Consider the following 26,312-nt stretch of genomic DNA (forward strand, 5'->3'; position numbering starts at 1 on the left):
CTCGACCGCCATTTCAAAAATGAGCTGAGGAGTAAAATTAACGACCAGCGTTAACCGCGGACTAAATAGTTCGCTTTACCTACCCATTTGTAGCTTGTCAGCTCTTCTAAGCCCATTGGGCCGCGAGCATGCAATTTCTGAGTAGACACGGCAACTTCAGCACCTAAACCAAACTGTGCTCCATCAGTGAAACGTGTTGATGCATTCACATAAACCGCTGCAGAACCAACAGAGTTAATGAAACGCTCTGAGCTCTCTAAGCTATTGGTCATGATCGCATCTGAATGACTCGCGTTGTGTACACGCATGTGGTCAATCGCTTCTGCCACATCCGCTACCACTTTCACGCCTAGCGTGTAGCTTAGCCATTCAGTGTCAAAGTCGCCTTCAACCGCATCACGTTGGTCTTCAAAACCCGCTAGCAGCGATTTTGCACTGGTATCAGCAACTAAGGTTACCTTGCCGGCTAAACGCTGTTTCAGCTTAGTTAGGAAAGCTTCAGCAACCGCTTCATGCACTAGCAGTGTATCTAACGAGTTACACGCCGATGGACGTTGAACTTTTGAGTTTTCGACCACATCGACAGATTTCTCAAGATCAGCGCTTTCATCAACGAAGATATGACTGATACCAAAGCCGCCGATGATTACTGGGATGGTGCTGTTCTCTTTACACATCTTGTGCAGACCAGCGCCGCCACGAGGAATGATCATATCCACGTAGTCGTCCAGTTTAAGCAGTTGAGAAACGAGTTCACGATCAGGCTTCTCGATGTACTGAACAGAAGCGGCTGGAAGCTCCGCTTTCTCTAATGCAGACTGGATAACCTTAACCAGTTCCATGTTCGAGAAAAACGTCTCTTTACCACCACGTAGAATGCTTGCGTTACCTGTCTTCAGACACAGAGCTGCAATATCGATGGTTACGTTCGGACGCGCTTCATAGATAACACCCACCACACCAAGTGGCACGCGGCGACGAGACAGCGACATACCGTTTTCTAGTACTTTGCTGTCAATTTCGCTGCCAACTGGGTCATTCAGGCTAATCACGTTACGAACATCGTTAGCGATACCGGTTAAGCGCTCTTCGTTAAGAAGTAGACGATCAAGCAGTGCGTCAGTTAAACCCGCTTCGCGACCTAATTCGATGTCTTTCGCGTTCGCTTCTAAAATCGTTGTTGCGTTTGCTTCTAGCTCATCAGCGATAATCGCCAATGCTTTATTCTTTTGCGCCGTAGATGCGGTCGCTAGGTGGAAAGCAGCGTCTTTTGCTGCGATACCCATGTTAGTTAAATCCACGTTTAACTCTCCCTAAATTCTGTCTGTCTTTGGATGCAAAAAGGTGATTCACCTTATCATCACGAGCTACTCTTGGATTACAACTAGGTCGTCACGGTGAATGACTTCTGACCCATAATCGTATCCAAGGATGTCGCCAATATCTTTACTGTGCTTGCCTGCAATTTTTGCTAGGTCTTGGCTTGAATAACTGGCGATACCACGCGCAATTACTTTGCCTTTGCTGTCTGTGACTTGGGTAACTTCACCACGAGAGAATTCGCCTTTAACTCGAACAACCCCTTTCGCCAACAAGCTGCTGCCTTTGGTGTTGACTGCGTTTACTGCGCCGTCGTCAACCACGATGTCACCTGCTGAAGCAGGGCCCGCTAAAATCCAGCGTTTACGGTTTTCAAGCGCTTCCGCTAAAGGCAAGAAACGTGTGCCTTGTGGGTTATCACTCAGTGAATCAAACACCACATTTTCAGCACTGCCCGCAGCAATAATCACTTCGATGCCTGCGCGACGAGCAATGTCAGCCGCCTGCAGTTTTGTCGCCATGCCGCCAGTACCCAACGTAGTACCGCTGCCACCTGCGATCTTACGCAGCGTGTCATCAATGGTTTTCACTTCTTTGATGAGCTCAGCATTTGGATCTTTACGAGGGTCAGCCGTAAACAGGCCTTTTTGGTCTGTTAGTAGCAAAAGCTTATCAGCACCGCACAAAATACCCACTAAGGCCGACAAGTTATCATTGTCGCCCACTTTAATTTCGTTGGTTGCTACTGCGTCGTTTTCGTTTACTACCGGAATAATATCGTGCTCAACCAGTGCGTTGATCGTGTCACGTGCATTAAGAAAACGCTCGCGATCATCGAGATCAGCACGAGTCAGTAGCATCTGGCCAATCTTAAGGCCATAGATAGCAAACAAAGACTCCCAAACTTGAATCAACTGACTTTGCCCAACTGCCGCAAGCAACTGTTTGCTCGCCATTGAGTTGGGAAGTGCGGGGTAACCAAGGTGCTCACGTCCTGCTGCAATTGCACCAGACGAAACCATAACCACAGAGTGGCCTTGTTTTTTTAATTCAGCACATTGACGAACCAGCTCAACCATATGAGCGCGGTCTAATGCCAATGTTCCACCAGTTAAGACACTGGTACCCAGTTTAACAACGACAGTTTTACGCTGTGTTGTTGTCCCGCTTTGATGATTTGTTGTCATGAAGTCTTTTATGGATAAAACAAATAAGAGGTGATGTTTTAGCAATCAAAAGGGGAATTCACAAGCAGAAAAGGTGCGAAATCGCACCTTTTTGCTTTGTATAGAAGAGTAACCTTTAAAATTAGACGAATTCGACAGACTCTTCGTCTAATTGGATACTGATTTCAAACTTACTTTGAAGTTCATCAACCAGTTTCTTGTGGAAGGCTTCTTGAGTTCGAGAGACCTCAGCGACCGCCTTTTTAGGTAACGGCAAAGAATCCCAGTTACCATCGATGTTGTACTTGCCGATATTGTACTTCGCCGAATATCCCTCTTCCGACTTATCCAATTCCAGCCACCAGCCCCAGAACTCGCGTTCTTCTGGTGATTTTTTATCGTTCACACATACAGACAAGCAATCAAAGATATAGTGGCCTTCTTCTGATTGCGGTTCCCTTAAGTAAGGCCCGATCGCCTTTAAAACATTCAACAAGCGGTAATGCGTAGGTTGTTGTGTCACTTCTGACATATTGAATCTCCATTTTCAATGTTAAGAATGACGTTACTCAGACTGTTATACGTAGAAACTACGCATTTGGATTTTATAAATTATCTCTGAGTATCAGGTACTTAGTTTGTACACTTTTCATGCTTAACTAATTTAGGAGAAATGTCATCTAAATAATTCATCCTCAAGCCACTTTATCGCCAATTCGAGGGATTGCTCATAACCTTGTGTAATTGACTTAGCTTTGATTTTCTTCGCTTTTCCGTAATCACTGTAAATAGCAACCAGTTGATTATCCATTGGCGGTGAAACCGGGTCACCTTCCAGAGCCAATGCCAAGATAGGAACACTGGTTTTACTGTTTGACAGCAAGCCTTGTACCTTGAGTGACCACGCCATCAACTGCCCAGAAAGGCTATTGATATCGACCGCCCCTTTACCAAGACGCGAAGCCAACACATCTAGATGCATCTTAGGCATCTGTTTCAGTTTGTCGGCATGAACAAAGATGTCGTGAATTGGCGCGCCTAAAGAGATACACGCTTTAATCTTATGTTGCTCAAGGAAAGATAATCTCACCATCGCATTGCCACCGAAGCGGAAACCAAACAAGCCGACTTTGTGGTGATCGACCCATGGGATGTTAGGCAATTCATTCAGCACTGCTTGGTGAAGACAAGATGAGTCTTCTGTTAACGGCCAATGTGCACTGTGCCCTATTGATGGCATGTCTACCGTTAACATAGCAATGTTCTTAGGTGCTAAATAATCCCTAAACAGGCGCCACATATCGGTTTGCAAGCTATCTAGACCCGCGCTGACAATCACAACCGGTTGTGGTTTATCTGTCTTGGTTAGATGCAAGTTCGCTTTGATCTTCTTGTTTTGGTATGGGATATCAATCTGTTTGACGATCAACTTAGTGTGCTTGATCGCTTCAGAATAGGCTGCGTTGGCCAACACTTGAGCCTGAGCTGCCAAGTTGTCGTTCTTGAGGTGTGGGTAACCCGCAATACTGAAGCACAACGATGCGGAAAATAGCTCTTCAGCCATCTCTTCACCATTCTTCTCATTAGAACGATTTTGATGCTGCATACCCAGCTTGGTCCATTCGTATGCCCAGTTACCACTTCGGTAACCCATGACCGTATCAAGCCACTCATCGGTTGTACGAGAGTTATCTGATGACGCGATGCGAGCCAATACCGCTTCCTGCTCTATTGGATTAACGCCTTGCCATACCCACTGAAGACGTCTTAGGTTTCGATACCATGATGAGTTTTGCTGTTCACGTTTCTCATCCAATAGCGCTTCAGAGCTTGGCATGTATTGTGTCAACATTGAGGTCTCTTTCGCTTGCTTGTGCTTTACAAACAAAGTTTCCGAAAGGTTCGAGCTCGTTTCTTCTGGTTCAGACATTGGGATACTTAATAAGAAATGGTTGTCACTAATAATATAAAAAAAAATGACCCTATAAAGGGTCATTTCTCAAAAAACTAAGTTTACGCTTATTTTGACTTGCGATTTACTGGCTCTACGTAGCTTAGGCTAGTATCCCAAGGTTGCTCAATCCATGTGTCTTGAGCGATATCAACAATGTACTCGTCTAGCAAATCAGCGCCAGATGGTTTTGCACATACAGCGATCAGTTTCGCTTTAGGGTACATTTCGCGAAGCTTACGTGCAGTGTCACCACTATCAACCAAGTCTTCAACGATTAGGAAGCCTTCGCCGTCACCTTCAGGTGCTTTAACTACTGTCATATCACGTTGGTGATCGTGGTCGTAGCTAGAAATACAAATCGTATCTACGTGACGAATACCTAGCTCACGAGCCAAGATTGCACCAGGAACCAAACCACCACGGCTTACTGCCCAGATGCCTTTCCACTGCTCTGCTGGCATTTGCTTTTCAGCAAGTTGACGGCAGTAAGTCTGCATGTTGTCCCAAGTGATAACGAATTTGTTGCTCATAGTATAAAACCTAATAATTTTGTCATGTTATTAGAGGCTATTTCAAACATAGCCTCTTCAGCGATTAAGCAGAAATCTAGACGATTAAGCGAAAATGTATTTAAGAATAAAGATAGCCGACATTACCCACACAGCAGGTGAAACGTCGCGACCTTTACCACTTAGCAGCTTAATTGCAGCGTAAGCGATGAAACCTAGTGAGATACCCTCAGCGATAGAGTACGTCAGCGGCATAAGCAGACATGTTACCACGACTGGTGCTGCTTCCGTAAGATCACGCCAATCAATGCCAACTAGGCCAGACATCATCAGAATTGCTACATAGAAAAGTGCACCTGATGTTGCGTAAGCCGGAATCATACCTGCAAGTGGCGAGAAGAAAAGAGCCAGTAGGAATAAGATACCAACAACAACAGCCGTTAGACCGGTACGGCCGCCTTCAGCAACACCCGCAACACTCTCAACATAAGAAGTAGTATTTGATGTACCTAGCAGTGCACCAATAGATGTTGCTGTAGAGTCAGCAAGCAGTGCTTTGTTCAAGCGAGGTAGTTTGCCGTCTTCTTTGATTAGGTTTGCTTTCGTTGCAACACCAACCAGAGTACCCGCTGTATCGAACAAATCGACGAACAAGAACGCGAATACCACTGAAATCATACCGATTTCAAATACAGCAGAGAAATCAAGCTGCATGAATGTAGGAGCAAGGCTTGGTGGTGTAGACATGATGCCGCCGTATTGAACGTCACCAATAACAATGCCAAGAGCTGTGATAGCTAGAATCGCAATCATTACTGCCCCTTTCACGCCACGGTGAACAAGAGCAATCGTTAGGAAGAAACCAAGTGAGCCTAGGATAGGAGCAATCGCGGTAATGTCGCCCAGTGAAACTTTAGTTGCTGGGTTAGAAACAACGATGCCTGCATTGCTAAGCGCAATAAACGCTAGGAAAAGACCGATACCTGCAGAGATACCAACACGCAGAGACATAGGGATCGAGTTGATAATCCATTCACGGATCTTAAAGATGCTTAAGAAGATGAAGATTACGCCTGATACGAAAACCGCTGCCAGAGCAACTTGCCACGTATAACCCATACCCATTACAACAGCGTAGGTAAAGAATGCGTTCAAACCCATGCCTGGAGCTTGAGCAATTGGGTAGTTAGCAACAAAGCCCATGATGAAACAGCCAATAGCAGCCGCTAAACAGGTTGCTACAAATACAGCGCCATGGTCCATACCAGCATCAGCTAGAATCATTGGGTTTACAAAAATGATGTAAGCCATTGTTAGGAAGGTTGTTAGACCTGCGATGATTTCAGTGCGCACATTGGTGCCATTTTCACTGAGTTTGAATAGCTTTTCGAACATTATCGAATCCTATAAGGGTAAAAAGTAAACGGTTGCGTAATCGATTGGCTGTGGATTATAAAGTTATCAAATAACAAATTCCAGATAGAATTAAGGCTCTAATCGATATTTATCAGAATGCCGTATGAAACAAAGCGATTAAAAATGAAGATATCATCGATAAATAACCATTAAAAACAAACAATTAACAACAATAGACTCACTAAAACTAGTTGGTTGTTTTTTCTACCATCGGTTATTTTCATTGATAATCTAGCCAGTAAATTCTGAATTCAAACTCACAATAGTTATGTATTTTTCAACAGGATCAGTAATAAGGCGCAAATTGATATTTCGGCGTTTAAAAAACAACCACGCAGAACAGCAAGGAAAGTGACAAGCGAAAGCGGTTTGGAAAAGTAGCAGGCAAAAAAAACGCCACTCAAAACTGAGTGGCGGTAGAATCTGTCAACCAAAAGGGCTGTAAAAGAATTCCAATATATAGGGGTGAACAAAACTGTTCGAGTTACATGCTTACGGTATTAGTAACCAAAGCTTGTAGGGTATGCAAAGTTGCTAGTGTAAACAGAGCTGTTAAGCCAGAACATTGCAGATGGTAAACCTTTCATAACTATCACCTTAATAAATCAATAAAAAACAAATTTGATTTCTCGGTTCCTTGGAGGCGATAAAACGGACTCATCCTTTGAGCATTTACTCTTCGTCTCAGAAGTTGGTTATTAATATACCCCAAAGAAAAAAGATTACAAGTATTTTTTGCTATACGTCACACTTTTGGCTACTTATGGTTATTTTGCAAACTTATTCTTGTAATTAAATTACAAAAAAAGAATTAAACAAACGTTTGCCCGTGTCATTTATAAGCATCAAAGCGCTTAATCATGATCAGATGGACAAGATCGCTTTCAAAATTTGAGCTATTTGAGGTTTAGAACCGCTACTCGTCAAAACACTCTAGTGGTATGCTGTTGCCATCAAAACAGACCCATATTTTAGATTTTTGTTCTAAGTTTTCACCTATAAAAACCCTAAACATATGGTTATCAAATAAAAAAGGAGTCATCCGTGTCTGAATTCCATTCTGAGATCAGTAAATTATCCCCTGCCCCTATTTGGCAGTTCTTCGATAAGATTTGCTCAATCCCACACCCTTCAAAGCATGAACAAGAGCTTGCTCAATACATTATTGCTTGGGCAACAGAGCAAGGCCTAGATGTACGTCGTGACCCAACGGGCAACGTATTCATCAAGAAGCCAGCAACGCCGGGTATGGAAAACAAAAAAGGTGTGGTGCTACAAGCTCACATCGATATGGTTCCACAAAAGAACGAAGACACCGTTCATGACTTCGCTAAAGATCCAATCCAACCATACATCGATGGTGAGTGGGTTACAGCAAAAGGGACAACGCTTGGCGCTGATAACGGCATGGGCATGGCTTCTTGCCTAGCGGTTCTTGCTTCAAACGAAATCCAGCACGGCCCTATCGAAGTTCTACTAACAGTAGATGAAGAAGCAGGCATGACTGGTGCTTTCGGTCTTGAAGCGGGTTGGTTAGAAGGCGATATCCTTCTTAACACCGATTCAGAGCAAGAAGGCGAAGTGTACATGGGTTGTGCTGGCGGTATCGACGGCGCAATGACATTTGAAGTTGCACGTAATGCAATTCCTGCTGATTTCGTAACACGCAAGCTAACGTTGAAAGGCCTTAAAGGCGGTCACTCTGGTTGTGATATCCACACAGGCCGTGCAAACGCAAACAAACTGCTTGCTCGCTTCCTAGCGGGTCACGCGAAAGAGCTAGACCTACGCATCGTCGAATTCAAAGGCGGTAGCCTACGTAATGCGATCCCTCGTGAAGGTTTCGTAACGGTTGCAGTACCTGCTGCAAACCAAGAGAAACTGGCTTCTCTATACAACTACTACACTGAGCTGCTTTCAACAGAGCTAGGTAAAGTAGAAGACAGCATCGTGACTTTCAATGAAGAAGCTTCTGTAGAAATGGGCGCACTTGCGTCAGCAGACCAAGCTCGCTTTATCGCGGCACTTAACGCATGTCCAAACGGCGTGATTCGTATGAGTGACGAGATTGAAGGTGTTGTGGAAACGTCTCTAAACGTAGGTGTTATCACAACAGAAGAGAACTCAATCACAGTACTTTGCCTGATCCGCTCTCTTATCGATTCAGGTCGTAGCCAAGTAGAAAGCATGCTTCACTCTGTTGCTGAACTAGCAGGCGCTAACATCGCGTTCTCTGGTGCTTACCCAGGTTGGAAACCAGACGCAGATTCAGAAATCATGCATATCTTCCGTGACATGTACGAAGGTATCTACGGTCACAAGCCAAACATCATGGTTATCCATGCTGGTCTTGAGTGTGGTCTATTCAAAGAACCTTACCCGAACATGGATATGGTTTCTTTCGGCCCAACCATCAAGTTTCCGCACTCTCCTGATGAGAAAGTGAAGATCGACACCGTTGAGCTATTCTGGAACCAAATGGTTGCATTGCTTGAAGCGATCCCAGAAAAAGCTTAATTCGATAAGCTATGTTTGTTCAGTAAATGGTGTTTTACAGTAAACACCGTTTATCTGAGACAAAATAAAACAGGTACTCAATGAGTACCTGTTTTTGTATCTAATCTTTGTCACTGCTACTTGTGACTAAATAAACAATTAAGCGCGTGAAGCCGCGTAGCTTTCTAGCTCATCAATTGAAGTTTGTGCCACAACTTCGCCATCGATGAAGTACGTCACCATCTCGCCATCACGAACACCGATTAACGTCGCACGCTCACCAGACTGGTAAGTAATGTCCATTTGGATCGTGTTTTCATCAATCTGCTGCATTTGACCTTTTTCGATCACATCTGCACTCGTGATAGGACCCACTGGCGCTTCCGTTAGAGACGGATCAAGTTGGTGGTTGATGTCTAGGTAAGTATCAGTCTTTGTATCAAAGATGTGCGGAGAACCAGTTAGTGGGTTGCTACCAGTCCAGAACTCTAGTGAGTTGAATACCAGGTAATCGGCAGCAACTGTTAGGCCGTAAGCAGGCGCTAGTAGCATGTTCAAGCCACCACGTGCGTAACGGTTATCAACAGCCTTAACGTTAAACTTCATTAGGTAACCGGTTACTGCGTTACTACCAACACAGCCAGATAAAGCGACAGAAACCACCGCCAGTGCAACGACTTTTGAAATTGTTTTTTTCATTTTTATCTCGATATATGAATTTGGCCGCCAAAAAATGGCGGTGGATAATACCAACGAACTGAATGACAAATATCAGCTCTAAGTTAATGTATTGTCAGAAAATTCAAAATTTTAAACACCCTTCAATTAGCCAGATAAAAAACTGAAACCAATTCAGAAGCCCCTTCATAAAAAACTTTTGTCGTCACCGTAAAGCGATTGATTCGTACTAAAAATCAACGATTGCTACATTCCGTGTTAACGAATTATCACCATGTTGAGAACAACCTAAATGGCAAGACTAAAACCTAATCAACCATTCGAATTACTTGGTTATACTGTTCAGCCAGGACAGCGAATGGAGATTGAACTGCAAGCGGCTCAGCTTTACACGCATTCTCCACTTTCGATCCCGATTGAAATTATTCACGGTCGCCAAGCAGGCCCAACACTGATGGTAAATGCGGCTATCCACGGCGATGAGCTAAACGGTGTTGAGATTGCACGACAACTGACCAATGCGATTGATCCAAAGAAACTGAAAGGGACATTAATTGTTGTGCCTATCGTTAACGTATTTGGCTTTATCCATAAATCTCGTTACCTACCAGACCGTCGTGACCTAAACCGTTGCTTCCCTGGCAGTGAGAAAGGATCGTTAACATCACGTATCGCTTACACCTTCTTTGAGAACGTGGCAAAGCACTGTGATTACATTCTGGATCTACACACGGGCGCGATTCACCGTACCAATCTGCCACAGATTCGTGCAAACCTATCGAACCCTGAGACACTGCGCATCGCAAAAGCGTTCGCAACACCCGTGATTATTGATTCTCCACTGCGCGACGGTTCACTGCGTAGCGAAGCGGAAAAACTGGGTATTCCTGTATTAACTTACGAAGGTGGTGAAGCGCTGCGTTTTGATCACCTCGCGATTCGTGCGGGTTACCTTGGCGTGCATCAAGTGATGAAAGAAATCGGCATGCTGCGCCCTAACCGTAAGAAGTTACCAGAGCCAGTATTGAGTAAATCCACCAGCTGGATCCGCGCTGAATCAGACGGTATTTTGCGTAACATGGTAAGACTTGGCGAACAGGTTGAAGCAGGACAAACCCTTGCTTACATCAGCTCTCCATTGGGTCACCAAGAAGGCCAAGTGATCACAACCAAAGGCGGTATCGTGATTGGTCAGCAAACTCTGCCTTTGGTCAACGAAGGTGATGCTGTGTTCCACATCGCTTACTTCAAGCAAGACGATGAAGAAGTAGGACAATCAGTAGAAAGCTACATTGAAGAAGTGGCAGAAGACGATTGGCTGACATCGCTAAACAACTAAGGACCGAATTCGGGTAATTAGTGAATCAGATACGTAGCCACCAGCCATGAGTGGTTACGTAATCCAGACTAGTACGCCACAAATGAAAAAGCCCCGATAAACTTTTAACTAGAAAGAGAAAAGCTATATCGGGGCTTTTTTTACTTGTCCCTTATCTTAAAATTAAGGGACCTGTAAATTAATTGTGCACTGGATTACTCAGCGTCTTCTTGCTCTTCTTCACGAGCTTTTGCGCGTGCTTCACGTGCTTGCTCAGCTTTAAGCTCTTTAGTGTGACGTAGTTCGTCACGCTCTTTACGCTGCTCTGATTTACGCTCGTTACGTTCAGCTTGGTTTGAGATGAAAGATGCTAGCTCTTTCTCTGCCCACTCTTGTGCTAGAGCTTCAGTTTCGAAACCAGACTCACGCTTAGATACTGTTGTGCTGCGAGACGTTACTTGACGAGTAATCTCTGCACACCAACCGTTGCGTTTTTCTGTAAGGCGGATATCAAATTTTTTGTTCTTAGACATGTTCTATTTTTTCCTAAGGGAGATCATTAAGGGATCGGTCACTTTGATAACTCCATCTAAGTGAGCATCTTTTAACACCATCCCTTGGTAAGCGCGGTATTAGAGCACAAATCAATGAATATTGCTGCAAATATTTGCAGCGGATCACACTCCCATGCTGCAAATCGTTTGCGCCGGATTTCAATGGGTTCGTAACTCTCGATTCATCATCAACTTCTGTGCAACTTTATCGACAACAATGAAATGAACTATGCTCAAACAGAGATAAATGAAAGAGATAACCTGCAGGCTCAGGTTTACAGACTCTACTGTCTCGCCTACTCCGCCCATAATTAAAATAGCTAAGGAGTTGCTATGGATAGCTTCATCAAACATTTACCCAAGGTTGAACTGCATTTACATATTGAAGGCACGCTAGAACCTGAGCTGATGTTCCAACTCGCCAAGCGTAATAACCTGTCGATTCCCTTTGAGACCCCAGACCAAGTTCGAGACGCGTACCAGTTCCACAATCTTCAATCCTTTCTCGATATCTATTACCAAGGTGCAAACGTACTGATTCATGAACAAGATTTCTACGACCTGACGTGGGCTTATCTGTTGAAGTGTCAGCAAGATAATGTGGTTCATACTGAGATCTTCTTCGACCCTCAGACTCACACTGAACGCGGCATTGACTTTGAAGTCATCGTTGGCGGGATTACTCGAGCTTTGAATCAAGTGGAGCAAGAGCTTGGTATCAGCAGCCAACTGATCATGTGCTTTCTGCGTCATCTCGATGAAGACAGCGCTTTTGAAACACTCAAACAAGCCCTTCCTTATAAAGATAAGATCATTGCCGTTGGGTTAGATTCATCAGAACAGGGCAATCCGCCAGAGAAGTTTAAACATGTATTCCAAGAAGCGATCAACCAAGGCTTTCTGACTGTCGCGCACGCCGGAGAAGAAGGCCCAGCACAAAATATTATCGACGCAGTGAGCTTGTTAGGCATTACCCGAATTGATCATGGCGTTCGCTGTGTAGAAGATGAGGATCTGATGGAACAGCTAATAGCAAAACGCACACCTCTAACAGTCTGCCCGCTATCGAATACCAAGCTCAAGGTGTTTGAGACCATGCAAGAGCACAACATCGTCGAGTTGCTGAGAAAAGGGCTGTGCGTCACCATCAATTCCGATGATCCGGCTTACTTCGGCGGCTATATGAATGATAACTTCCTCGCCGTCGCCAATGCTCACCCAGTGACCAAAAACGAATTGGCGCAGTTCAGTATTAATGCCATCGAAGCCAGTTTTATCTCGCCTCACGCCAAGGAAGATCTCATCACACAGGTACGCCAATACCTTGCTGCGAGTACTTAATGAGTTATCAAGATCAAAAAGGGAAGCTCTGAGCTTCCCTATCTATATCAATAGATAACTAATTGGCTTAGCCCGGGTGACCATCCACTCTTGGCGTTAACAGCATCATCCCAAATTTCCAGATAAATAGACCGAACGCTAACGTCCATAAACCCGCGCTGATATTGACCATCTCAAATAAATACGCCGGGAAGAATGTCACACCTAAACTACGAACGAATGCCGCGATAAATATAGCCGAGAACGCCAAAGCCATACTTGGCCCTTTATAGATAGCACGGCCAGTATGTCCCATTGTCACGCGCGTGATCATCGCCAGAATTAACCCACTCAAACCGCCAATCGCAAACAGGTGCAGCATGTTATGGCTCGCGAACGGGTTATCTAGCAAACCGCGTAACAGCAAGCTGAGAGGGATACATAGGTAAGCCGCATGCAGCGACCACACCAAGGGTTCTGATAGTGTTGTCCAAGGCTTCCAGCGGATAAAGCGCACCAACTGTGTCACACCTGCAAATACCATCAACTCATTGCCGACTTGAGCAAAGGTCAATGGGAAGAAGCTCAACACAAATAAGCCAACCAAAGGTAGATTGGCTAACCATTCCAACCAAACCAAGGGCTGCGCTTTTTCGAAATCAAAACGACGCGCTGTGAAGAATGGGATTACTCGCCCACCCATCACTGATAAGAGCAAGGTAAACCACCACAACATAGCCTGCCAAACTGCAGACGATGGGAATGGAGGCATCCCCTTAATGGTCGCGTAACTAGCAAAGTTCGCCACGATAGCCAATATAAACAGTGGCACAAAGAATAGATTCTTCCAGCCTTTCGACTTCACGACTCGGAAACCAATTTCGTAGGCGGCGAAGATTAAGAACAGCGCCTCAACCGACGAGATCAGCCATAACGGAGCGGGTGTCCAAAACAGAATACGAGGTGCGAGCCACAAACCGACTAGCGCAGCTAATCGATAATGCTTGGTGCCATTGACACCCGTCCACGTTTGTACTGCCGTTAACACAAAACCGACCACTATCGCCATTGAGAAACCAAACAGCATCTCATGCACGTGCCACCACAGTGCGGGAACTTTTAAAATCTCAGGCTGACCGTTTTGGAACATGATGACCCAAGCGACAATCGCGATCACTGCATAGAGACTGCCTAAAAAGAAGAAAGGTCGAAAGCCTAAACGCAGGTAGGCTGGAATCGCGTCTTCTACACTTTTATCTGTGATATTTAACAAACTCGCTCCTAATTCTCAGATAAGCGGCCAAGGTATTACCTAAACCAAATTTTGTATGCATCAAATCCGATGCAATATGCAGATAACACTGCATGAAACGCGCCAATTAGATAAAACCAGTAAAAACAGCGACTCACGAGATTCACTAGCCAATAAACAAGTCAAAAAAACACAACCAAAAGAGTCATAAGGACATATAGATGTATAAATAGAAACTTACTGACTTTTGGTATCTCGCCACATATAGTAAGACTAGACTTAAATGGAACAACTCAGACAAGGAATGCGATGTATATTTTTGGTTATGGCAGTTTAATCAACTCATCTTCACGCCAGCTTACCGGTCAGACAGGGCAAGCGATCCCTGCGATTGTTCATGGCTTGATTCGCCATTGGAGCAAGATCGATGACAGCTATGTCTTATCCCCTTTGATCGTCAATCTCGGCGAAGGACAAGTGAATGGTGTGTTGCTTGAGGTGGATGATATTGCACTGGCTGAGTTTGATCGCCGTGAGCGTGGTTATCACCGTATCGAATTAAAGGCCTCTCAGATAGAAAGCCAAGATGAATTCAAACAGGATCAACCGATCTGGGTTTACATCAAAGACGAGATTGAAGCACCTTGCGAAAACAGCCCTATCGTTCAAACCTACGTCGATACTGTATTAGCAGGATGTTTAGAGGTGTCTGAAAGCTTTGCGGCGCACTTCGTTAAACACACACAAGGTTGGCATCACCCATTAGAAAATGATCGCCACCAGCCTAAATACGGCAACCTTGCTGGGGTTTCCGATCACCATCACAGTGTGATTGATGGCTTGATACTAACTGTACGCAGCTAGTTGATTTAGGTTGGTGAACACATTGACTCACCAACCTAAAGTGAGCTTAAACGACACGAATACCTGCTGGCATCGCACGTTCAGGTGTTAGCAATACACTTTCAGATTCATCTTCCGTTTCTGCACAAAGCAACATGCACTCAGAAGTGTGGCCTCTCATCTTCGCCTTCGCTAGATTGCACAAAACAACAACCTGCTTACCCATCAACTCTTCTTCTGTGTAGTAAGGGACTAGGCTGGTCACCGTTTGCAGTGTCTTGTCACCAACATCCACTTGCACTATGTAAAGCTTGTCGGCGTTTTCATGACGCACAACCTCAATGATCTTACCCACACGCATTTCTAACTTAGCAAAGTCACCATAAGAGACAGTATCCATTTCTCACTTCCTATATTGGTTTATTTTCACTCATTAAATCATTTACTAAAATTAAGTAAAATGTAAATGTTTACACTAGCATTAAGCCTAATAATTACAAGCGGTAAAGTTCTCATTACTGGAAGTAAAATGAGAGTTTCGTTGCCTTACTATCATTGTCGGTGTTAAATAGATGAAGCAATGTATAGAGGTTAAAAATGGCAACAATTAAAGATGTAGCAAAGGAAGCTGGTGTTTCTGTTGCAACCGTATCTCGAGTGATCAACAAGTCTCCCAAGGCGAGTGCAAGCTCGGTAGAGTCTGTAACTAAAGCGATGTCTAAACTTGGCTATCGACCGAATGCCAATGCTCGAGCGCTGGTAAGCCAAAGCACGAACACTGTTGGTGTATTGGTCGGTGACATCTCCGATCCCTTTTTTGGCACGCTGGTTAAGGCTGTCGACAATGTCGCTCGTGAGAACGGAAAACATATCCTTGTCGGTAATGGCTCGCACGATCGTGAAGATGAGAGACAAGCGATTGAATTGCTGATTAACAGCCGTTGTGACGCCCTGGTGATCCACTCTAAAGGCCTCACCGACGAAGAACTGATTGCCTATGCAAAAGAGGTCAAAGGCTTAGTACTGATCAACCGTTATATTGCTGAGATTGCCAACCACTGTATTTTCTTAGACAACAAAAAAGGTGCGTATCTTGCGACGGAATATCTGATCCGCCATGGCCATAAGAACATTGCCTGTATCGCCTCATCGCATAGCATTGAAGATGCCGATGAGCGTATCCAAGGTTACTTAGCGGCACTCTCAGATTACAAAATAGCGCTCTCTGACAGCTATATTGAATACTCAGCGCCGACTAGTGACGGTGGCGAATACGCCATGACTAACCTTCTGACTAAATCACTGCCAATCACTGGCATTGTGGCGTACAACGATTACATGGCAGCTGGTGCTTTGTCTGTCCTTGATGAAAACGGTATTCAAGCGCCGGACAAAATGTCGATCATCGGTTTCGATGATGGTTTGATTGCCCGCTATGTTCATCCAAAGCTCACCACTATTCGCTACCCGATTCAGATGATGGCAGAGAAAGCGACACGACTCGCGTTGCACTTAGCCAAAGGTGAAAACACCTCAACTGAACCAATGATGTTCTCTCCAACTCTGGTACGCCGTAATTCGGTAGAGAAAGTCTAGGTTCTGGTCGACTCATCAAGCAATAAACAAAAAAAAGCCCTAACAGAATCGCTTCTGTTAGGGCTTTCCTACCTTACTCAGATACTCAACAATCGCGCTTAATAAACCGCACTCTTGTTGAGCGCCACTTTTGCTCATCCCCCAAGAACAACGCGATAATTCACATCGTCCTATTCACAAACAAAAGATATTGACGTAACCGCTTTGAGCTAGAGCGTACTAGTTTGAAGAATCCCCCGAAAATTCAAACTGGTAACAGGTACTGTAGTTATATTCTTGTTCAGGCTTGAGAATACAACTGTCCTGCTTCCACTCTGGGTGGTTAGGAGAGTCAGGTAAGAACTGGGTTTCTAGCGCCAAACCAGCGTAGTCTTCATAGCTGCCACCACTTCGGTTTGGTGTGCCACCAAGCCAGTTTCCGGTGTATAGCTGCATCGCAGGTTTGGTTGAAAATACTTTTAGTGTGACGAGTGCATCCGGTGAGGTTACGGTCGCGGCGCATTGAGTGCGTTTGCAGCCATCAGCCAATAAGAAAGAGTGGTCGTAACCCTTTGCTGCTTTCTGCTGTTCATCGCCCAACAAACGCTCTGAGATCATCATAGGCTGATTGAAGTCAAAGCTGGTCGATTTCACTGATTTAAGGTTACCTAACGGAATACCCACCGAATTGGTCGGTAAGAACTGATTAGCATTGATACTGACAATGTGTGACAAACAATCGTGTCCAGCTTCAGCGCCAAGTAGATTGAAGTACGCATGATTCGTTAGGTTGACTACAGTCGGCTTGTCTGTGGTTGCAGAGTAATTAATGGACACTCGATTGTCTTCGGTGATGTCATAACGTACCGACACATTCAAATTCCCCGGGAATCCTTGGTCGCCATCAGCAGACTCTAGACTGAACACCACTGACGTTTCGGTTTGCTCGGCAATATTCCAACGGCGTTTATCAAATCCGTTCGGGCCACCATGTAAGGTATTGCCCGCTTGGTTGGTTTCCAGCTTGTAATTCTGACCATCAATTTTGAAACGACCATTAGCAATGCGGTTAGCATAACGGCCAACGGTTGTGCCCATATAGCTGGCTTGTTTATCGAAGTTCTCCATTGAGTTAACACCCAACAACACTTCTCTTTTGTTTCCCTTTACTGGCAGGATACAGCTCAACCATGTTGCACCAATATCCATGAATGTCACTTGAATCCCATGCGTATTTGATAGCGTCACTAACTGAGCGGGTTGGCCATCATAGGCTGGAGTCTGCGCCATGGATTGATGCAGGTTTTGCTCTTGTGTCATTCTAAATTCCTTCTAGTGCCAGTAAAAAGCCTCTACCTGAAGTAAAGGCTTTAGCATTTGGCCTACCATGATCTTTTTACTTGGTAAGCTCTATATTAAGTCTCGAAGCCGTTAGATTACTTCAACTAAGCCTGCTCCGTCTTTCGCTTGGCACACATAAATAGATTCTTTTAGACCCGTCGCCGCTTGATATTTCTGTTCAACGGTTGTTTTGATTTCATCAACCAATGCAGGTGGAACCAATGCCACAATACAACCACCGAAACCACCGCCAGTCATACGCACGCCACCTTGCTCACCGATCACTTCTTTGACCATATCAACCAGCGTATCGATTTCTTTCACCGTGATTTCAAAATCATCACGCATTGATGCATGCGATTCAGCCATCAACTCACCCATGCGTTTCATATCATGAGTGCGCAGAGCTTGAGCCGCTTCAACAGTACGGTCATTTTCAGTAATCACGTGACGAGCACGTTTCGCGACCATTTCATCTAACTCAGACTCTTTCGCTTTGAACTGCTCAATGGTCACATCACGAAGTGCCGGAACACCAAAGATGCGCGCCGCTTCTTCACACTGTTCACGACGTGTGTTGTATTCGCTGTCGACTAAGCCGCGTTTCTTGTTTGAGTTAATGATAACCACAGCCATATCTTCTGGCATTGAAACCGCTTGAGTCTCTAGGCTACGACAATCCAAAAGCATCGCGTGGTTTGCGCGACCTTCTGCAGAGATCATTTGGTCCATGATGCCGCAGTTACAGCCCACAAATTCGTTTTCGGCCTGCTGACCATTTAGCGCCACTTCAGCTTGGCTGATCTCTAGGTTATAAAGCACCTTGAATGTTTGACCAATCACCACTTCCAGCGCCGCAGAAGAACTTAAACCTGCACCTTGAGGCACGTTGCCCGTTACAGAGATGTCTGCACCTGTAAATTCAAAGCCGCGACCTTTTAAGCACTTCACCACACCACGAATGTAGTTCGCCCACATCTTGTCTTGTTGGAATGTGATCTCTTGAGTTAAATCGAACTCATCGACTGCATTACCGTAGTCCACTGATACTACGCGAACAATGTTGTCGTCACGCTTAGCCGCGGCGACTACCGTTTGGTAGTTAATGGCACACGGTAGAACAAAACCATCGTTGTAGTCAGTGTGCTCGCCGATCAGGTTCACACGACCTGGTGCTTGGATAATATGAGTCGCTTGGTAACCAAGGACTTGCTCAAAAGATGCTTTCACGTTTTGGATTAGGTCAGACATAAGTAAACTCTCTGGTTAAACTCTTTGTTCAATTGGCTATGGCCCCTTCACGGCACCACTTTAATTCTTTTAGATTCCCTATCTCATTCGTCTCTCACGGTAGGGAATGACAACATCAGCCTTTCACCTGCCGTCATTCCAGAATCGAGGGACGAGATATCAGGAATCTCGCTCGTTATCTACGAAGTAGGCTATTCCTGCTCTTTATAGTGAACGTCACTCAAATCACGAAGACGTTGCGCGGCTTGTTCTGCAGTTAAATCACGCTGAGACTCAGCCAACATTTCGTAGCCCACCATGAACTTACGAACCGATGCGCTGCGTAGTAGCGGCGGGTAGAACAACGCATGCAGTTGCCAGTGATCGATGTCCGTACCTTCTTCGAAGAACGGTGCATAGTGCCAGCCCATTGAGTAAGGGAATGAACACTGGAACAAGTTGTCGTAACGACTGGTCAGCTTCTTAATCGCAAGCGCTAAATCATCACGCTGCTCGTCAGTCAGTTCGCTCATACGGCGAATGTGTGTTTTTGGTAGCAACATGGTTTCAAATGGCCACGCCGCCCAGTAAGGCACCACCGCAATCCAATGTTCAGTTTCAACCACAGTGCGAGAGCCGTCTTTCATTTCAGCTTCAACGTAATCCACTAAAAGATTCGAACCTTGTTGTTCGAAGTACTCTTTTAACAATTTCTCTTTGCGTTCAATCTCGTTGGGCAAAAAGCTGTTTGCCCATATCTGACCGTGCGGATGAGGCTGAGAACAGCCCATGGTCTCGCCTTTGTTTTCAAACGCTTGAACCCATAGGTAGTCTTTACCTAGCTCTTCAATCTGTTCATTCCATGTGTCGATAACACCGCGAATCTTGTTTACTGGTAACTCTGGCAGCGTTTTGCTGTGGTCCGGAGAAAAACAGATCACGCGGCTCAACCCGCGAACACCTTGAGTCTTGAATAGAGGGTTATCAGACTCTGGAGCGTCAGGTGAATCAGGCATCAACGCCGCGAAGTCATTACTGAATACATAAGTGCCGTCGTAATCTGGGTTTTCGTCGCCCGAGATACGCGTATTGGTTGGGCACAAGAAACACTCTTTCTCATACGCAGGAAGCTGCGCAGTCGATGGTTTTTCATCTTGGCCACTCCAAGGACGTTTTGCTCGGTGCGGTGATACTAAGATCCACTGACCCGTTAATGGGTTATAACGACGATGCGGGTGGTCTACTGGGTTAAATTCAACTTTTGACATGTTTAGATTGCTCTCAAATTTTGTGTCTTGGTCAATTCACCAAGATGAATAATTCTTCTACAAGGAGATTCCCTATCACGCTCGTGCCTCGCTGTAGGGAATGACGTGTAATCTCGTTGTGCTATTTGTGCAAAGGCCACCACTTCATAGCCTTATGCTCATCCGTCATTCCAGAATAAAGGTACGAGATATCTGGAATCTCTATTTTTTCAATAGCTTAAAAGTTCTTTAGTAACCTTGTGGGTTATTCGACTGCCAATTCCATGTATCCGCCGTCATCTCCATCACGCTACGCGTCGCCTTCCAGCCAAGCTCGCGCTCTGCTTTTTCAGTACTTGCCCAACATTCGGCAATGTCACCTGCGCGGCGTGGGCAAAGTTCATAAGGAACCGGTTTGCCCGATGCTTGTGCGAAGGCTTCAACCATCTCGAGTACACTTGAGCCTTTGCCCGTACCTAGGTTGTAAATGTGTAAGCCCGCTTTCTCGCCAACCACTTTTAGTGCTGCTACGTGGCCATCAGCCAAATCCATTACATGAATATAGTCACGAACGCCTGTGCCATCGACTGTTGGGTAATCGTTTCCAAAAACAGCCAGTTTTTCACGGCGACCTACCGCTACTTGAGCAATAAACGGCATTAAATTATTTGGGATACCTTGTGGGTCTTCACCCATAGTGCCCGATGGATGTGCGCCAACTGGATTGAAGTAACGCAGTAAAGTGACGCTCCAGTCGTTCTCCGCGTTGAACAGATCGCTCAAGCACTCTTCCACCATATATTTGCTGCGACCATAAGGGTTAGTTGTCGCGCCAGTTGGTGAAGTTTCAGTAATCGGCACTACTTCTGGATCACCGTAAACGGTAGCCGAAGAACTAAATACGATGCTTTTCACGCCCGCTTTCTTCATGCTGCGAGCTAACACTAGTGAACCATTAACGTTGTTATCGTAGTACTCCAAAGGCTTAGCCACCGACTCCCCTACCGCTTTCAGGCCAGCAAAGTGAATCACCGCTTGGATATCGTTTTCTGAAAACACGCTATCTAGAAAAGATTGGTCACGAATGTCGCCAAGATAAAACGTTGGGCGCTTGCCAGTTAACGACTCGATTCGTTCCAGCACTAGCTCTTTGCTGTTGCAAAGGTTATCAACAATGATCGGCTCCATACCTGCCTGTATCATTTGAATGCATGTATGACTTCCGATGTAACCCATGCCGCCCGTAACCAGTACTTTCACAATCAACCTCTCTTTGTCGTCATTCGTGGGCTAACTCGAACTGACATTCAGCTCAGTAGCACCGTATGTCAGAAATAGTAGCAGCCATTTTGACTATAATTCTGTGATCAAAACCACGAAGTGTAAACGTTTACACTAACTTTCATCATTCGTACTGATCATGACATAGAGGAAATGTATAGCTGTTAACCTCTAATTTATTGAATTTTAATAAGATAATTATAGATAGTTAGATTTGAGACATCACAGATGAGTTGAGCATTTATTTTACTAAAAGTTAATGCAATGACGTCCAGTTTGATTACAATAGGTCTGTAGAATAAAGAGGTGCATTGCTTTTTTACTAAATACCAATTTCAAAGCAGCGCAATGTTCCAATAACAGGAAGTGAGTATGGCAACGTTAAAAGATATCGCGACTGAAGCGAATGTATCATTGGCTACAGTTTCAAGGGTTCTCAATGAAGATCCAACATTAAGCGTCAAGGAAGAGACCAAAAGGCGTATCTTTGAAATTGCAGAGAAGTTGGAATACAAAACCAGCAGCTCACGAAAAACCGTTAGCAGTAAAAAACAAAACCATCACTTCCTAGCACTGTATAACTACAAGCAAGAAGCGGAAGTTAACGACCCTTACTATCTATCGATTCGCCACGGGATTGAAACCCAATGTGAAAAGATGGAAGTTAAGCTAACCAACTGTTATGAAAGTAAAATACAGATCAATTCAGCACCAATCACAGGTGTTTTGTTGGTGGGTAGAATGACACCAGAGGTTATCGAGCAAGCTAAAAAGCTGAGCGATAATATCTGTTATGTCGATTTTACCGATCACTCAGAACCTTATGACTCTGTCGATATCGACCTGGCTTTGATCAGCAAAGAGATCACCAACTTCTTTATCAACCAAGGCTATGAGCGCATCGGCTTTATTGGTGGCCAAGACGACGTCAATACCCCTGATATTCGTGAAGTCGCTTTTGCTGAATATGGTGGCCTCAAGAACGTTGTCAGTGAGCAAGACATCTACCGTGGTGACTTCTCTAGCTCATCAGGTTACAAGCTTGCAAAACAGATGCTCGCGACGGGCGACTACCCTAAAGCCATGTTTATTGCGTCAGATTCCATCGCAATTGGCGTTTTACGAGCAGTTCATGAGCACGGATTAAACATCCCTGAAGATATTGCGCTGATCAGTGTAAACGACATCCCAACAGCTAAATTTACCTTCCCATCTTTATCAACTGTTCGTATTCACTCTGAATTGATGGGAATTCAAGGCGTTAATCTGCTGATTGAGAAAGTACGCGACGGCCGAACCATCCCACTACGCGTCTATGTACCAAGCAAACTCAAGCTGCGCGATACAACAAAATAATTAAATATATCAAATAGATAAATTAAGGCTACCTTTGTTGAAGGTGGCCTTTTTTGTGCCCGTCACATACATCAATCGACACATGTCCCCCTCTTTAACCTGCTGCATAAAACAGCCAATAGCATTCTTTTAAGTGGATCACACAGCACCGTAAAAAGACCATAAAAAACGTGATGAAGTTAAAGTAAAACGTTTTCACCAATTTCATTTAGTAAAACTTTTACTAATAATTACCTCAGTCCAAAAATACTCGTATTCACTACGACCCAATTACGCATAAGAACGTCGGTCAGCAAACTGCATTTAGACCGAGAGAGAGGCAACGTGAACAACTGGGAAAACTTCCTGAACTTACATGAGAACCGTATGGCACCGCGTGCATACTTCTTCTCGTACGCATCAGAAAAAAATGCAAAAACGTTTCAGCGTGAACTGAGCAGCCACTTCCAACTATTGAGTGGCCAATGGAATTTCAGCTATTTCACCAATCCGCTATTGGTTCCTGAAGAGTTCTATTCTCAGGAAATGAGCGACTGGGGAAACATCACGGTTCCAAACATGTGGCAAATGGAAGGCCACGGCGATCTTCAATACACAGATGAAGGTTTCCCATTCCCAATTGATGTGCCTTTCGTACCATCAGACAACCCAACCGGTGCATACCAACGCTCTTTCTTCCTTGGCGAAAGCTGGGACGAGAAGCAAACAATCATCAAATTTGATGGCGTTGAAACTTATTTCGAAGTTTACGTAAACGGCGAATACGTCGGTTTCAGCAAAGGCAGCCGCCTCACCGCTGAATTCGATATCTCTAACCATGTAAAAGCAGGCAACAACCTACTTTCTATTCGTGTGATGCAGTGGGCCGATTCAACCTACATTGAAGACCAAGACATGTGGTGGACGGGCGGTATCTTCCGTGACGTTTACCTAGTAGGTAAAGAACAGCTGCACGTTCAAGACGTTACCGTTCGCACTGACTTCGACGACGCTTACCAAAGCGCTACTCTGTCGTGCAAAGTGGAACTAGAAAACCTAGCAGCAGCGGTAAACGCAACCCTTGAGTACGCATTGCTTGATGGCAGCCAAGTTATCTCGCAAGGCTCTGTAGATAGCTTAGCCGTCCCTAATCATAAGACTGGTGGCAATGTAGATACTCAATTCTCTATCGATGTCGTGAACCCTGTTCAATGGAACGCTGAAAACCCTTACCTATACCAACTGTTGCTTACGCTGAAAGACGCTGACGGCAAGGTGTTGGAAGTGATTCCACAACGCGTTGGTTTCCGTGATATTAAAGTTCGCGATGGTCTGTTCTACATCAACAACAAGTACGTGATGTTGCACGGTGTGAACCGTCACGACAACGACCACCTGAAAGGTCGTGCTGTGGGCATGGATCGCGTAGAAAAAGACTTAGTACTGATGAAGCAACACAACATCAACTCAGTACGTACAGCGCACTACCCGAACGACCCACGCTTCTACGAATTGTGTGACATCTACGGCCTATTCGTGATGGGCGAAACCGATGTTGAAACTCACGGCTTTGCTAACGTTGGCGACCTAAGCCGCATCACTAACGATGCCGCATGGGAAGCGGTGTTTGTTGAACGTATCGAACGTCATATCCACGCTCAGAAGAACCACCCTTCTATCATCATGTGGTCGCTAGGTAACGAGTCTGGTTACGGTTGCAACATCCGCTCTATGTACGATGCAGCAAAAGCAATTGATGACACGCGCCTGGTTCATTATGAAGAAGACCGTGATGCTGAAGTAGTCGACATCATTTCAACCATGTACTCACGTGCTCAACTGATGAATGCCTTCGGTGAATTCCCACACGAAAAACCACGCATCATCTGCGAATACGCACACGCAATGGGTAACGGCCCGGGTGGTTTAACTGAATACCAAAACGTGTTCTACAAGCATGACGCAATTCAAGGTCACTATGTTTGGGAATGGTGTGACCACGGCATTCTAGCGCGTGATGAAGCAGGCACAGAGTTCTACAAATACGGCGGTGACTACGGTGACTACCCGAACAACTACAACTTCTGCATGGACGGTTTGATCTACCCAGACCAAACGCCAGGCCCTGGCTTGAAAGAGTACAAGCAAGTGATTGCCCCAGTGAAGCTTCGCGATTTCGATGCACAAACGGGCATCTTCACGGTAGACAACAAACTTTGGTTCTCAAACATCGATGACTACACCATCACTGCGGAAATCCGTGCTGAAGGTGAAACCATTGCTGTGCAACACATCAAGATTGAAGAACTGGCAGAAAACTCGAGCCGTGAACTGACACTTAACTTGCCACAACTTGATGAGCGCGAAGTGTTTGTGAACTTTACCGTGCGCAAGGATTCTCGTACGCCTTACAGCGAAGCGAACCACGACATCGCGGTGTATCAATTCCAAGTGAAAGAGAACACAGCACAGCTAGAAGCCTTCACTAACAACAATGCGACAGCACTGAATGTGGAAGAGTCTCGTTTAGCTTACCTAATCAAAGGCCACAACTTCGCACTGAACTTCTCGAAAGTGAACGGCAAGCTGACGTCATGGTTGGTCAATGGCGAAGAGATGATTAAGTCAGAACCACGAATCAACTTCTTCAAGCCAATGATCGATAACCATAAACAAGAGCACGATGGTTACTGGGAGCCTGCACACTTGCAAATTATGCAGGAGCACTTCCGTAGCATTGACCTTGAATGCGTTAACGTTGAACAGGTAAATGGCAAGGTAGAGATCACCACCACCAGCATCATTGCTCCACCAGTATTCGATTTCGGCATGCGTTGTGAATATCGCTACCAAGTTAATGCTGAAGGCCAATTGAACGTTGAGCTAAGCGGCGAACGTTACGGTGAGTACCCTCATGTAATTCCTGTGATTGGTTTTGATATGGGCATCAACGGCGACTTCGACCAAGTCCAATATTACGGACGCGGCCCTGAAGAGAACTACCAAGACAGCAAGCAAGCCAACATGATTGATGTGTACCAATCAACCGTTGCAGACATGTTCGAGAACTACCCGTTCCCACAGAACAACGGCAACCGCCAACACGTTCGTTGGGCTGCGCTTTCAAGCCGCGCGGGTAATGGTATTGCAGTAAAACCACAGCAAGAAATCAACTTCAGCGCATGGTTCTACACCAACCAAAACCTGCACCAAGCACAACACACCATTGAGCTAGAGAAAAGCGGTTACATCACGTTAAACCTAGATCACCAAGTGATGGGCTTAGGCTCTAACTCTTGGGGCAGCGAAGTGCTCGATTCTTACCGCGTTTACATGGACGAGTTCCGCTACGGTTTAACTCTGATTCCATTCCAAGCAGGCGATTGCGATGCGCAGCACCTAATCAATCACAACTTTGGCGATGAGTTTTTTACGGTGAATGCACCAAAAGCTCAACCACAACTGAACGAGGCATAA

21 protein-coding genes are annotated in these 26,312 nt (G+C 45.1%); 7 read left to right on the plus strand and 14 right to left on the minus strand.

Going from position 1 to position 26,312, the window contains the following annotated elements:
• Positions 1-50: 50 nt before the first annotated feature.
• The 6 genes from AB6D93_RS05145 to AB6D93_RS05170 all read right to left on the minus strand — a co-directional run bounded on the left by AB6D93_RS05145 (position 51) and on the right by AB6D93_RS05170 (position 6,344).
• Positions 51-1,301 (minus strand): glutamate-5-semialdehyde dehydrogenase, encoded by a 1,251-nt coding sequence (locus tag AB6D93_RS05145; RefSeq protein WP_017060786.1) that lies wholly within the window; start codon positions 1,299-1,301, stop codon positions 51-53.
• A gap of 66 nt (positions 1,302-1,367) precedes the next feature.
• A complete protein-coding gene (gene proB, locus AB6D93_RS05150) occupies positions 1,368-2,552 on the minus strand; it encodes a glutamate 5-kinase (RefSeq protein ID WP_012604650.1) in 1,185 nt (394 codons plus the stop codon).
• Between the two features lie 76 nt (positions 2,553-2,628).
• The gene (gene crl, locus AB6D93_RS05155; protein WP_017060787.1) at positions 2,629-3,018 is read right to left on the minus strand and encodes a sigma factor-binding protein Crl; all 390 of its coding nucleotides are present in this window, start codon (positions 3,016-3,018) and stop codon (positions 2,629-2,631) included.
• A 144-nt stretch (positions 3,019-3,162) separates the two neighbouring features.
• The gene (gene frsA / locus AB6D93_RS05160; protein WP_017060788.1) at positions 3,163-4,416 is read right to left on the minus strand and encodes an esterase FrsA; all 1,254 of its coding nucleotides are present in this window, start codon (positions 4,414-4,416) and stop codon (positions 3,163-3,165) included.
• Positions 4,417-4,505: 89 nt separating this feature from the next.
• On the minus strand, positions 4,506-4,970 hold the full coding sequence (tet(34), locus tag AB6D93_RS05165) for an oxytetracycline resistance phosphoribosyltransferase domain-containing protein Tet(34) (protein ID WP_009847475.1): 465 nt from the start codon (positions 4,968-4,970) through the stop codon (positions 4,506-4,508).
• An 84-nt stretch (positions 4,971-5,054) separates the two neighbouring features.
• The gene (locus AB6D93_RS05170; protein WP_017060789.1) at positions 5,055-6,344 is read right to left on the minus strand and encodes an NCS2 family permease; all 1,290 of its coding nucleotides are present in this window, start codon (positions 6,342-6,344) and stop codon (positions 5,055-5,057) included.
• A gap of 1,065 nt (positions 6,345-7,409) precedes the next feature.
• On the opposite strand from AB6D93_RS05170, the gene AB6D93_RS05175 reads away from it, so the two are divergent.
• Positions 7,410-8,882, plus strand: a complete 1,473-nt coding sequence (locus AB6D93_RS05175) for an aminoacyl-histidine dipeptidase (RefSeq protein ID WP_065584009.1) — start codon at positions 7,410-7,412, stop codon at positions 8,880-8,882.
• A gap of 138 nt (positions 8,883-9,020) precedes the next feature.
• Here AB6D93_RS05175 and AB6D93_RS05180 read toward each other — a convergent pair whose 3' ends face one another.
• Positions 9,021-9,560 (minus strand): DUF3332 family protein, encoded by a 540-nt coding sequence (locus AB6D93_RS05180; RefSeq protein ID WP_017066819.1) that lies wholly within the window; start codon positions 9,558-9,560, stop codon positions 9,021-9,023.
• Positions 9,561-9,831: 271 nt separating this feature from the next.
• On the opposite strand from AB6D93_RS05180, the gene AB6D93_RS05185 reads away from it, so the two are divergent.
• Positions 9,832-10,878 carry a succinylglutamate desuccinylase/aspartoacylase family protein gene (locus AB6D93_RS05185; RefSeq protein WP_102331958.1) on the plus strand — a complete coding sequence of 349 codons (1,047 nt, stop codon included), beginning with the start codon at positions 9,832-9,834 and terminating at the stop codon, positions 10,876-10,878.
• Positions 10,879-11,072: 194 nt separating this feature from the next.
• On the opposite strand, the gene AB6D93_RS05190 is transcribed toward AB6D93_RS05185, so the two are convergent.
• The gene (locus AB6D93_RS05190) at positions 11,073-11,390 is read right to left on the minus strand and encodes a DUF3622 domain-containing protein (protein WP_004734416.1); all 318 of its coding nucleotides are present in this window, start codon (positions 11,388-11,390) and stop codon (positions 11,073-11,075) included.
• Between the two features lie 354 nt (positions 11,391-11,744).
• Between AB6D93_RS05190 and AB6D93_RS05195 the strand changes: the two genes are divergently transcribed.
• The gene (locus AB6D93_RS05195) at positions 11,745-12,752 is read left to right on the plus strand and encodes an adenosine deaminase (RefSeq protein ID WP_102331957.1); all 1,008 of its coding nucleotides are present in this window, start codon (positions 11,745-11,747) and stop codon (positions 12,750-12,752) included.
• Between the two features lie 67 nt (positions 12,753-12,819).
• On the opposite strand, the gene AB6D93_RS05200 is transcribed toward AB6D93_RS05195, so the two are convergent.
• Complete coding sequence (locus tag AB6D93_RS05200) at positions 12,820-14,004, minus strand: NnrS family protein (protein ID WP_102331956.1); 1,185 nt, start codon at positions 14,002-14,004, stop codon at positions 12,820-12,822.
• Positions 14,005-14,292: 288 nt separating this feature from the next.
• Between AB6D93_RS05200 and AB6D93_RS05205 the strand changes: the two genes are divergently transcribed.
• Complete coding sequence (locus tag AB6D93_RS05205; protein ID WP_017060795.1) at positions 14,293-14,847, plus strand: gamma-glutamylcyclotransferase family protein; 555 nt, start codon at positions 14,293-14,295, stop codon at positions 14,845-14,847.
• A 46-nt stretch (positions 14,848-14,893) separates the two neighbouring features.
• On the opposite strand, the gene AB6D93_RS05210 is transcribed toward AB6D93_RS05205, so the two are convergent.
• Positions 14,894-15,226: a tRNA-binding protein gene (locus AB6D93_RS05210; protein WP_017060796.1), complete on the minus strand. Its 333-nt coding sequence runs from the start codon at positions 15,224-15,226 to the stop codon at positions 14,894-14,896.
• Positions 15,227-15,423: 197 nt separating this feature from the next.
• Here AB6D93_RS05210 and AB6D93_RS05215 point away from each other — a divergent pair, with 197 nt between their 5' ends.
• Positions 15,424-16,422, plus strand: a complete 999-nt coding sequence (locus tag AB6D93_RS05215) for a substrate-binding domain-containing protein (RefSeq protein ID WP_017060797.1) — start codon at positions 15,424-15,426, stop codon at positions 16,420-16,422.
• 219 nt (positions 16,423-16,641) lie between these two features.
• Here AB6D93_RS05215 and galM read toward each other — a convergent pair whose 3' ends face one another.
• From galM to galE, 4 genes are all read right to left on the minus strand, one after another.
• Positions 16,642-17,721: a galactose-1-epimerase gene (galM, locus tag AB6D93_RS05220; protein ID WP_017063325.1), complete on the minus strand. Its 1,080-nt coding sequence runs from the start codon at positions 17,719-17,721 to the stop codon at positions 16,642-16,644.
• A 111-nt stretch (positions 17,722-17,832) separates the two neighbouring features.
• Positions 17,833-18,993: a galactokinase gene (galK, locus tag AB6D93_RS05225; RefSeq protein WP_048612261.1), complete on the minus strand. Its 1,161-nt coding sequence runs from the start codon at positions 18,991-18,993 to the stop codon at positions 17,833-17,835.
• A gap of 191 nt (positions 18,994-19,184) precedes the next feature.
• Entirely contained in the window at positions 19,185-20,240 is a 1,056-nt protein-coding gene (locus AB6D93_RS05230; protein WP_017060800.1) for a UDP-glucose--hexose-1-phosphate uridylyltransferase, read from the minus strand.
• 228 nt (positions 20,241-20,468) lie between these two features.
• Complete coding sequence (galE, locus tag AB6D93_RS05235) at positions 20,469-21,479, minus strand: UDP-glucose 4-epimerase GalE (RefSeq protein ID WP_017070355.1); 1,011 nt, start codon at positions 21,477-21,479, stop codon at positions 20,469-20,471.
• A 393-nt stretch (positions 21,480-21,872) separates the two neighbouring features.
• On the opposite strand from galE, the gene ebgR reads away from it, so the two are divergent.
• Together ebgR and ebgA are read left to right on the plus strand one after the other, a co-directional pair.
• Positions 21,873-22,856 (plus strand): transcriptional regulator EbgR, encoded by a 984-nt coding sequence (gene ebgR, locus AB6D93_RS05240; RefSeq protein WP_017069515.1) that lies wholly within the window; start codon positions 21,873-21,875, stop codon positions 22,854-22,856.
• A 324-nt stretch (positions 22,857-23,180) separates the two neighbouring features.
• The gene (gene ebgA / locus AB6D93_RS05245) at positions 23,181-26,312 is read left to right on the plus strand and encodes a beta-galactosidase subunit alpha (RefSeq protein WP_102331955.1); all 3,132 of its coding nucleotides are present in this window, start codon (positions 23,181-23,183) and stop codon (positions 26,310-26,312) included.

The organism is Vibrio sp. 10N.247.310.23 (assembly GCF_041467155.1).
Taxonomy (GTDB): Bacteria; Pseudomonadota; Gammaproteobacteria; order Enterobacterales; family Vibrionaceae; genus Vibrio; species Vibrio crassostreae_C.